The organism is Pseudomonas sp. LARHCG127 (assembly GCF_052871455.1).
Window position 1 is genome coordinate 62,804 of the sequence record NZ_JBIXJT010000006.1, and the last position, 8,764, is coordinate 71,567.

Consider the following 8,764-nt stretch of genomic DNA (forward strand, 5'->3'; position numbering starts at 1 on the left):
CCCTCCTTCACAGCGCCATTTCAATCAGGCAAGGACCGCCATCGGCCTTGGCGTTGGCCAGGGCGCGCTGCAACTCGCCGTTGGTGTGCACGGTGCTGGCCGGCAAGCCGTAGCCCTTGGCCAGGGCCTTCCAATCGATGCGAGGACGGTCCAGTACCGTCAGGCTCAGGGCCTCGGGGCCCAGCTCGGTCATGCCGAAGCGGCGCAGTTCGTTTTGCAGGATGGCGTAGCGATGGTTGGCCGCGATCAGGATCACCACCGGCAATTGCTCCCGGGCGATGCTCCACAAGGTCTGGATCGTGTACTGGGCACTGCCGTCCGATTGCAGGCAGAACACCTTGTTGCCACGCTCGGCCATGGCGGCGCCAAAGCCCACCGGGATGCCCTGGCCGATGGCCCCACCGGTATTGGTCAAGACCCGATGCCGTGCGGCATGGGCCGAGGCAGTGAAGAACGGATAGCCGCACGTCCCGCCTTCCACCGAAACGATGCAGTCGTCCGGCAGCGACGCGGCCAACACCTGGCCGACGGATTGGGGCGTCAACGTGGCTTCGCTGGGCGGCAGTTCGATACCGCTTGGCGTGGGCACATAAGCCGGTGCTTCAAGGGCATCGGCCAGCGCAGTGAGCGCCCCGGCAACGTCGTCCCCCACCTCAGCCAGGCACAGCAGGCGTTCGCGCTCTGCCAGCCGCGAGGCAATGCCTTCGTAGCCGAAATAGCTGATGGGTTCGGGGACGCCGGCGCAGACCACCGCGTCATATTGATCCAGGATCTCGATGGCCACTTCAGGGAAGTAAGGCAGGCGATCCAGGTCCGGCAGGCCACCACCGCGGTAACTCACGCGGGGAAAGGTTTCGGCGAACAGGCGCACGCCCGGCAGTCGGGCCAGGCGCCCCGCCGCTTCGAGTCCGGCGACGGACAAGCCTTGGTCGCCGACGATAAACACCAGGCGCCGGCCATCGCGCAGTGCCTGGGCGACCGCCTCGATCCGGTCACCGGCAAAACGCCGGACCGGGGCCTGCAATGCTGTGAAGGCCTTCTCGTGCTGCACGGTGTTGGCTTGCAGGTCCATCGGCAGAATCAGGCTGGCGATCTGGCCGTTGGCTTGCCAGGCGGCACGCACCGCCTCCTGGAAGTCTTCACCAACGCCCGATGCCGTGCGCGAGGTACGTACCCACGTGGAAACGCTGCCGGCCAAGGCCTGGATATCACTGGCCAACGGCGGATCGTAATTGACGTGCCAGGACGCGTGATCGCCGATGACGTTGACGATCGGGGTGTTGGCGCGACGGGCGTTGTGCAGGTTGGCAATGCCATTGGCAAAGCCGGGACCGAGGTGCGTCAAGGTCATCGCCGGCTTGCCGGCAATCCGGCCGTAGCCGTCCGCCGCACCGGTGCACACCCCTTCGAACAAGGACAGTACCGGCTTGAGGGCTGGCGCGCTGGCCATGGCTGCCACCAGGGGGATTTCAGTCGTTCCGGGGTTGGCGAAGCAGTATTCGATACCGCTTGCCACCGCCGCCTTCACTATCAGTTGCGCACCATTCATTTCCAGCCCTCTTCATCGAGCGTTTGCAGTGGCTGAGATTTATCACACAGCCAAATCGACAAAACAAGCTATTTTTCTGCATTAAAATCATATTTTGAGATAAATGCATATTTTTGAAGGGTAAACGACTGGAAATAAGTTTGCATTTCTCAAGCATTCGGTTACCGTGGCAACGCGCTCCTGAGGGCATGCGCGGGCTTTTCATCACCGCCGCGGCTACCTATAGTGCTCACCCAACGCCCCCCTACGCGCCATTCCCCCTTTAGGAGCGAAATGAGCAGTCTGAGCAAAATGCTGAGCGTGCTGGACCTTTTCGGCCCGGCCACGCTGAAGATCGACCCCGATACCATCGCCGAGCGCATGGGCCTGTCACGAGCGACCGTGTACCGCTACGTCAAGGATTTGTGCGATGCCGGCCTGCTGGTTCGGGTGGATGCCGGCAGCTACGGCCTGGGGCCACGCATCATTGAGCTGGACTGGATGATGCGGCAGTACGACCCGATCCTCGTGGCCGGCCGCGAGTTGATGCACGAGCTGTCCGATGCCACTGGCCTGGCGGTGTTCGCCAGCGTTTTCTACGACGGCCGCATCATCAACACCTACATCGCCGAACCCAGCGACACCTACCAGTTCTCATTCGGCCGCGGCCAGCCGCTGCCGTTCTTTCGCGGTGCGCAATCCAAGGTGTTGATCGCTTTCCAGAAGGGTCGACGCCTGCAACGCCTGTTCGAAGAGCACCTGGCCAACGACCCCCACGGCAGCTATGACTGGGCAAGCTTTTCCAAGGCCGCGAAAAAGATCCGCAAGGACGGCTATTGCATGACCCACGACGAACTCAACCTGGGGCTCACCGGTATCGCGGCGCCGATCGTCAACCCCGAACTCGACGACGTGGTGGGCAGCCTGTCGGCCGTCGGCAGCACCGACAGCTTCAAGCTGCTGCGCCAGGAAACCGTGATTGAAATGGTGATGGACACGACCCGGCGGATTGCCGAGCGGATGCAGAATCCGCCTGCTGTTGGCTAGAAAGGGATGTTGCGCCATACCGATCACTTAAGAAAAACACCGAACCTGTGGCGAGGGAGCTTGCTCCCGCTGGGCTGCGCAGCAGGCCCAAAAAAAGAGGGGCCGCTGCGCGACCCAGCGGGAGCAAGCTCCCTCGCCACAGGGTTTATCCAACGCCCTTGCTTCAGAACGGCACAGCCACCGTCACCTGGCTGTAGACGTTGGTGCCATTGCCGCTCACTTGATTGCCCCCCGTCGTTGCGTCCCGATCCGGCTTGTAGAGGCCGATCAGCGGCGTGACGATCAAATGCTCGTTCACCGCCCATTCGACGTACAGGTCCAACTCGCGGGCATCCAGGTTCAGCGCGTTGTCTTTACGCACGGTGTTGTAGTCGAAGTACAGCGCACCGAGGGTCAGGTTCTCCAACGGCTTGGCTGTCAGGCCGACATGATGAATGCCCGTGTTGCTGTTGAAGGGCCCGGCATAATTACCCGCGACTTCGCCCTGGAACCAGGTGCCATAACCGGTGCTCTGCCCGGTGAACAGCGAATCCCACTTCTGTGAATAGCGGGTGTAGCGGTACGTCAGCTTGGGGGCCCAGGCGAGATCGGCAAAGGTGTAGCCGGCCTCGGCGTACCAGGCGTTCTGCGGGCCGGCGTCCTTGTCTTGCCAAGCGTATTCGAACGCCAGGCTCGCATTTTCAATGCCGGCGTCGCCTTCACCGCGAATACTGTAGACGTCCATGCCCTTGCGTTGCCGCTGGAAATCGCTGGCCCACCGGTCGTTCACATCCAGGCCGTGGATCCAGGTCAACCCCACGGTCCCAGCCTTGGCGGTGTAGTCCAGCGTGCCGGCGGCCAGTTCGGTTTCGGCCTGGGCGCGGTTGTCGGACTTGAGCCACACCACGCTGCCATGCAGCCCCTCCTGCCCGCCCAGGCGCAACACGGCAGTCTGATCGAACGCGTGCCGGGCCGCCAGGTAATAGGCGCCACCGCGATTCAAGCGACCGTCGGCAGGCCCTTTGCCCAGGTTCGGCCCGTCATCGTTGATCAAAAAGCCCCTGCCCAGCTTGACCACCTGCCGCCCGCCGGAGATATCGACACCGTCCTGCCCCAGCACGGGGAACAGGTCGGCGGAGCGCCAACCCAGGTACGCGTCTTCGATCTTCGTCGTGCGTTCGCTGCCCAGCGAATTGCCGGCCGCGTCGCCATCGCCCCAGGTGGCGGAACTGACCAGGCTGAACGCACCGTAGGCGGTGCCATGGCCGGCCAGGCCTTGGTCGCCGCTGACGCCATACTTGATGAAACCTTCGCGCCAGGTTGAACCGCCGGGCCTGCCGTCGTAGTTCTTGCGACTGTTGAAATGGCCGAACACTGCCAGCAGGTCGGCGTTGAAATGAGTGTCGTCATCGGCATACAACTCATAGGCCTGGACCTGATTCGCGGCGCAAAGCGCCAGCGTACAGGCCAGGCCACTGCCGAAAAATTCCATACGCGATAGGTTCCGCATGGTTGAAGCTCCTTGTGCTGCGCCTTTTGAAGGCTGTTTTTATATTCAGGGAGCCGGCACGGCATACCGCGCCGGCTTACAGGTTAGCGGCAGTCGGCGAGCGCACCGTCCAACGCACCGACCATCAGGGCGGCCTCGTCACTGGTGAGGGTCAGCGGCGGCGACATCACGATCTTGTTGCCAATCGGGCGCACCAATACGCCGGCCCGACGCGCTTGCTCGGCGATGCGCAAGGCCAGGCCGTTGGCGGGGTCAAGCGGCTCGCGGGTGACCTTGTCCGCCACCAGGTCCACGGCGATCATCAAGCCCTTGCCGCGCACTTCGCCCACTACCGCGTAACGTTCGGTCAGCGGCTGCAATTGCTCCAGCAATTGGGCACCGACTTTCCCGGCATTGCCCGGCAAGTCCTCGGCCTCGACGATGTCCAGCACCGCCAGGGCCGCCGCACACGCCGTCGGGTGTCCGCTGTAGGTGTAGCCGTGCATGATCACGTTGCTGAAACCCGGACCGTTTTCGATGGCATCGACGATGCGCTGGTTGAAGACCGTGGCGCCCATGGGGATGTAACCGGCGGTGATGCCCTTGGCCAGGCACAGCACGTCGGGCGCGACGCCCCAGCCCCGGCTGCCGAGCATGCAGCCGGTGCGGCCGAACCCGGTGACCACCTCATCGGCGATCAACAGGATGCCGTGGCGGTCGCAGACTTCCCGCAGCCGCTTCCAGTAATGCGCCGGCGGCACGATCACGCCACCGGCGCCTTGCACTGGCTCGGCGATCAACGCGGCAATGGTCTGCGGGCCGAGCAGCGCGATCTGGTCTTCCAACTGGCGAACGCAGTGAGCGGTCAACTCCTCTGGATCGCGGCAGTCCCAGGGGTTGCGGTACAGCCACGGCGTATCGAGCAGATGACAGCCGGCCAACAGCGGCCCATGGTTGTAGTGATACACGCCGTTGCCACCCACTGAGGTGCCGCCCATGTGCACGCCATGGTAGCCATTGCGCAACGACAGGAAACGCGTGCGCCCTGGCTCGCCGCTGGCGATCCAGTATTGGCGGGCCATTTTCAGGGCCGTCTCGACCGCATCGGAACCGCCGGAACTGAACAGCACCCGCGCCATGTTTTCCTGGGCGAACATCGACGTCAGCCGCTCGGCCAGGTCGAACACCCGTGGATGAGCAATGCCGTCGAAGGTCTGGTAATAAGCCAGTTCGTCCATCTGGGCGGCGATAGCCGCCTTCACCGAAGGCCGGTTATGGCCCACGTTCACGTTCCACAGGCCGCCGACACCGTCGAGCATGCGATGCCCCTCGATATCGGTGATATAGTTGCCGTCGCCACGGGCGATGATCAACGTCTTGGAGCGGTTGGCGGGCGCCGAAGAACTCATCGGGTGCCAGAATTTCTTCTGTGCTGTCTTGTAGTGCTCGTACATGGTTGCAGTCCTCATTCTGTTTCACGCTTGCGTACGTACAGCAGTTGCTGGCCGGTGAACTCCAGCAACCCTTCAAGGCCGAACTCGACGCCGAACCCGGACATCTTGCTGCCGCCAAACGGCGTATTCGGCTGGATCTGCGCATGGCAGTTGACCCAGGCCATGCCGCATTCCAGGCGACTGGCCAGTGCCTGGGCCTGCTCGCTGTCGCTGCCCCAGACCGACCCACCCAGGCCCATGTCGCCGGCATTGGCGCGACGCAGGACGTCCTCGACATCCTGGTAGGCGATCAGCGGCAACACCGGGCCGAACTGTTCCTCGTCCACCAGGCGCTGCCCGTCGGTCACATCGGCGACCAACGTCGGCGGGTAGAAAAAGCCCGGGCGGTCCAGACGGGCACCGCCGCACAACACCCGCGCTCCATGGGCGCGGGCATCGGCCACCAGTTCCTCAACCAGCTTCAACTGTTCGAGGTTCTGCACCGGGCCAAACGTGACCCCAGGCGCCAAGCCGTCACCCACCACCTGACGCTGGGCGATCTGGGCCAGGGCCTGGGCAAAGGCTTCGTACTGGGATTGGTGGATGTACAAACGCTTGAGGGCCGCGCAGGTCTGGCCCATGTTCAGGAAGGCCGCCTGGAAAATCTCTTCGGCCACCGCCTCCACCGGGGTTCCGGGCAGCACGATGGCCGCGTCGTTACCGCCCAGTTCCAAGGTCAGGCGCTTGAGGTTGCCGGCGGCACCGCGCATCACGCTTTGGCCGGTGGCGGTCGAACCGGTGAAGACGATTTTCTGGATACCGGCATGGGTCGTGATCGCGCTGCCAAAACCTTGTTCGCCGGTCACGCTATTGATCACGCCGCGAGGCACATGGCGCGCGATGATCTCCACCAGGCGCAGGGTGCTCAGGGGCGTCAGGCTTGACGGTTTGCTGATCACACAGTTGCCGGCCCGCAACGCTGGCATGATGTGCCAGACGGCGATCATGAACGGCCAGTTCCAGGGCGTGATCGACGCGACGACGCCCAACGGCTTGCGGTGCAGCTCAATGCGCTGGCTCGGGGTTTCTTCCACCAATTCCACAGGGATCTGCTGCTCGGCGGCGTAGCGCGTCCAGGCCACCGCCCCCATCGCTTCAGAAAACGCCAGTTCCAGCGGTTTTCCCTGCTCCAGGACAATCAGCTGGGCCAACGACTCGGCGTCCTGCTCGATGTCCGCCGCGATGTCCAACAGGCGCTGGCGGCGATCTTCATGGGTGCTGTGGCGCCACTCGACAAAGGCCGCTTGCGCCGCCTCGACGGCAAGGTCCAGTTGGGCCAGGGAACCGGCCGGACACCGTGCGAACACCGTGGCGGTGGCTGGATTGAGCACATCGAAGTGGCCGTTCTCGCCGTCGACCCGAGTTCCATCGATGAGCATTTGATAATCGTGCATGACACCTTCCTTTCGCGCGCTGCCGGACCGTCCCGAACGGCAGCGGATTTATTGTCTGGGTAGATTGATGGGGTCGCGCGGTGCCCTAGAGCTTGTGGCTGCCCAACGCCATGAACCGCTCGGGCGAGGCCTTGCGCAATCGGGCGGCGAGGTACACGCCGACGATCAGCGCGACGGGAATCACCGCACAAAGTCCGTAGGACAACAGTTGGCTGGCGCCGGTCAGCACGTCGAAATGAATCACTGCAAGGGCCAGGACCGCCAACAAGGCCAGGCACGAGAAGCCCGGAAGAATCCGACCGCGCCAGAGCCCCAGCTTCAACTCCGGATGCGCGCGGAAATAAACCAATACCGCCGCCGAGGTCAGGGCCATGAGCAGGATCACGCACAGCGTGGCCAGGTTGGAAAACCAGGCGAACAGTTGCAGGATCGGATCCGCATCTAGCGCGGCGAAGATCAGCACCACCACCGCGGCGATCAGGCTTTGCAGGACCGAGCCCATGTGCGGGCTTTGATGCACGCGATGGGTGGTGCCCAAGCGGCTGTGCAGCAAACCGTCACGCCCGATGGCATAGAAATAACGGGCCGCGGCGTTGTGGAACGCCAGCAGCCCGGCGTAGATGCTGACCATGAACAGTACGCGGATGATCTGGGTCAGGTGCGGGCCGACAAAGTGGTCGGACATACCGTAGATGAACGTGGTGGGATCCTGCAGCGCTTGCAAGGTCGGCACGATCTTGTCCGCCCCTACGCCAATCACCATGGCCCAGACCGACAAGGCATAGAAACCACCGATCAACAGCACCGAGCTATAGGTGGCGATGGGAATCGTACGGTGCGGATTCCTGGCCTCCTCGCCGTAGATGGTGGTGGCCTCGAAGCCGATGAACGCCGCGAAGCAGAACAGCAAGCCGATGGATGGCGTACCGCTGAACACATGGCTGCGATCGAACGAATCGAGGTTAATGCCGCTATCGCCACCGGTCTTGAGGATGGCGAAATCCAGCGTCAGGATCGCCAGGTATTCGGCAATCACCACCACCGACAGCACTCGGGCCGACAGGTCGATCTTGCGATAGCCGAGAATCGCGATGCTCGCCATCGCCAGGAGCGAATAGGTCCACCATGGCAAGTCCAGGCCAAAGACGCTGGCCATCGTGCCGCTGACCACGCCGCCGAACATGCCGTACAGGCCGACCTGCAGGATGTTGTAGGCAAACATCGCCAACACACCCGCTGCGCCACCGGCCAAGCCACCCAGGCCGCGGGAGGTGAACGCATAAAAACCACCGGCATTGGTCATGTGCCGGGACATGGCGGTGTAGCCCGCCGAAAATGCCAACAACACCAACAGCGCCAGGATCAGCAACGCCGGTGTGCCGGCGCCGTTGCCCAGCATGATGCCAATGGGGAAGCCACCGGCGATGACACTCAAGGGGCTCGCCGCCGAAATCACGAAGAAGATGATGAAGCCGACACCCAGGGCACCGCGTTTCAACTCCGTCGAGCTGCTGATCGGGAAAGATACGCTCATTGTTCTTGACCTTATTGTATGAGGCAGTTGTTGCTGGATCGCAGACGCCAGCTTCGCCGACTTCCAAAAGCTGATGGCTCTGCTTGCACGCTGGATTCGATGCTAGGCCCTGACCAAAACCCTTCGCTATCCCAAAACGGCAGCATCCGAAGCGCTGCCCCAAAACAGGTCAACTCAATGCCGGAACGCTGGCCATGTCGCTGGACCCAACAACCTGTGGCGGGGGGGGGGGGGGGCGCGGGGGGGGGGGGGGGGCCCCCGGGTTTTGGGCGGGGGGCGGGGGGACGGGGGGGCGGGCGC

6 protein-coding genes are annotated in these 8,764 nt (G+C 63.3%); 1 reads left to right on the plus strand and 5 read right to left on the minus strand.

Annotation, left to right across the window (positions count from 1 at the left end):
• Positions 1–7: 7 nt before the first annotated feature.
• Positions 8–1,549 carry an acetolactate synthase large subunit gene (locus tag ACIPQ1_RS12065; protein ID WP_411384931.1) on the minus strand — a complete coding sequence of 514 codons (1,542 nt, stop codon included), beginning with the start codon at positions 1,547–1,549 and terminating at the stop codon, positions 8–10.
• Between the two features lie 273 nt (positions 1,550–1,822).
• Here ACIPQ1_RS12065 and ACIPQ1_RS12070 point away from each other — a divergent pair, with 273 nt between their 5' ends.
• Positions 1,823–2,575 carry an IclR family transcriptional regulator gene (locus ACIPQ1_RS12070; protein WP_186705866.1) on the plus strand — a complete coding sequence of 251 codons (753 nt, stop codon included), beginning with the start codon at positions 1,823–1,825 and terminating at the stop codon, positions 2,573–2,575.
• Positions 2,576–2,738: 163 nt separating this feature from the next.
• On the opposite strand, the gene ACIPQ1_RS12075 is transcribed toward ACIPQ1_RS12070, so the two are convergent.
• The 4 genes from ACIPQ1_RS12075 to ACIPQ1_RS12090 all read right to left on the minus strand — a co-directional run bounded on the left by ACIPQ1_RS12075 (position 2,739) and on the right by ACIPQ1_RS12090 (position 8,464).
• A complete protein-coding gene (locus tag ACIPQ1_RS12075) occupies positions 2,739–4,064 on the minus strand; it encodes a hypothetical protein (RefSeq protein WP_446534172.1) in 1,326 nt (441 codons plus the stop codon).
• Between the two features lie 83 nt (positions 4,065–4,147).
• Positions 4,148–5,497, minus strand: coding sequence for an aminotransferase class III-fold pyridoxal phosphate-dependent enzyme (locus tag ACIPQ1_RS12080; RefSeq protein ID WP_446534173.1), 1,350 nt, complete (start codon positions 5,495–5,497; stop codon positions 4,148–4,150).
• An 11-nt stretch (positions 5,498–5,508) separates the two neighbouring features.
• Complete coding sequence (locus ACIPQ1_RS12085) at positions 5,509–6,930, minus strand: aldehyde dehydrogenase family protein (protein ID WP_446534174.1); 1,422 nt, start codon at positions 6,928–6,930, stop codon at positions 5,509–5,511.
• An 85-nt stretch (positions 6,931–7,015) separates the two neighbouring features.
• Positions 7,016–8,464 (minus strand): APC family permease, encoded by a 1,449-nt coding sequence (locus ACIPQ1_RS12090; RefSeq protein ID WP_446534175.1) that lies wholly within the window; start codon positions 8,462–8,464, stop codon positions 7,016–7,018.
• Positions 8,465–8,764 lie beyond the last annotated feature (300 nt).